This window comes from Aminobacter sp. P4_H6_2, from assembly GCF_056400805.1.
This window is the reverse complement of sequence record NZ_JBFUKO010001038.1, coordinates 1-1049: the sequence shown is the minus strand read 5'-3', so window position 1 is coordinate 1049 and position 1049 is coordinate 1. Positions and strand designations below refer to the sequence as shown.

Here is a 1049-nt window from a genome sequence, read left to right as displayed (position 1 = left end):
TCATTGGCATCGCCCAGGCGCAGCGCACAGTTCGTCAAAAACTCTAACCGCGCTGCCGGTATCGGAAAAACCGATATCACCCTTCTTCCAAATGAATTTGCGAAACCTGCGCTTTCACAGCACCTTTCGTTTCAGGGCAACACCGCCGATCGAGAGCGGCCCCTGCAAATGGGAGAATCGAGATGAAGGCATTTTTGAAATCCTGCACGGCCATCGCCTTGGCGTGCAGCTTTTCCGGCCAGGCTTTTGCGCAGGTCAAGGAAATCGGCAAGGGCGAGGGCCAAGTCAACATCATCGCCTGGCCGGGCTATATCGAGCGGGGCGAGACCGACAAGAATTACGACTGGGTGACGGATTTCGAAAAGGCGTCGGGCTGCAAGGTCAACGTCAAGACCGCGGCCACCTCGGACGAAATGGTGGCGCTGATGAATGAGGGCGGCTTCGATCTCGTCACCGCATCGGGTGACGCCTCGCTTCGCCTGGTTGCCGGCAAGCGCGTCCAGCCGATCAACACCGACCTGATCAAGAGCTGGTCGGCAGTCGACGAGCGCCTCAAGGATGCGCCCTGGTTCACTGTCGACGGCAAGCATTACGGCGTGCCCTATCAGTGGGGCCCGAATGTGCTGATGTACAACACCAACGTGTTCAAGGAAGCGCCCAAGAGCTGGAACATCGTCTTCGAGCCGATGGATCTGCCCGATGGAAAGCCCAACAAGGGTCGTGTCCAGGCCTATGACGGCGCGATCCATATCGCAGACGCCGCCAACTACCTGATGGCGCACAAGCCCGATCTCGGCATCAAGGATCCCTACGAACTCAACGAGGGCCAGTACAAGGAAGCACTCGATCTGCTGCGCACCCAGCGCACGCTCGTCGGCCGCTACTGGCATGACGCCATGATCCAGGTCGACGACTTCAAGAATGAGGGCGTGGTCGCTTCAGGTTCGTGGCCGTTCCAGGTTAATTTGCTCGCTTCGGAAAAGCAGCCGGTCGCCTCGACAATCCCGGAAGAGGGCGCCACCGGCTGGGCCGACACGACAATGATGCAT

At 59.1% G+C, this 1049-nt stretch carries 2 protein-coding genes; both read left to right on the top strand.

What is annotated here, in order from left to right; translation table 11 throughout:
- Positions 1 to 186, top strand: a 186-nt coding sequence (locus tag AC1DUU_RS32755; RefSeq protein ID WP_476787443.1) for a hypothetical protein, incomplete at its 5' end; no start/stop codon positions are given.
- The coding region (locus AC1DUU_RS32750; protein WP_476787442.1) for an ABC transporter substrate-binding protein at positions 183 to 1049 on the top strand (867 nt) is incomplete at its 3' end. The genes AC1DUU_RS32755 and AC1DUU_RS32750, both read left to right, overlap by 4 nt.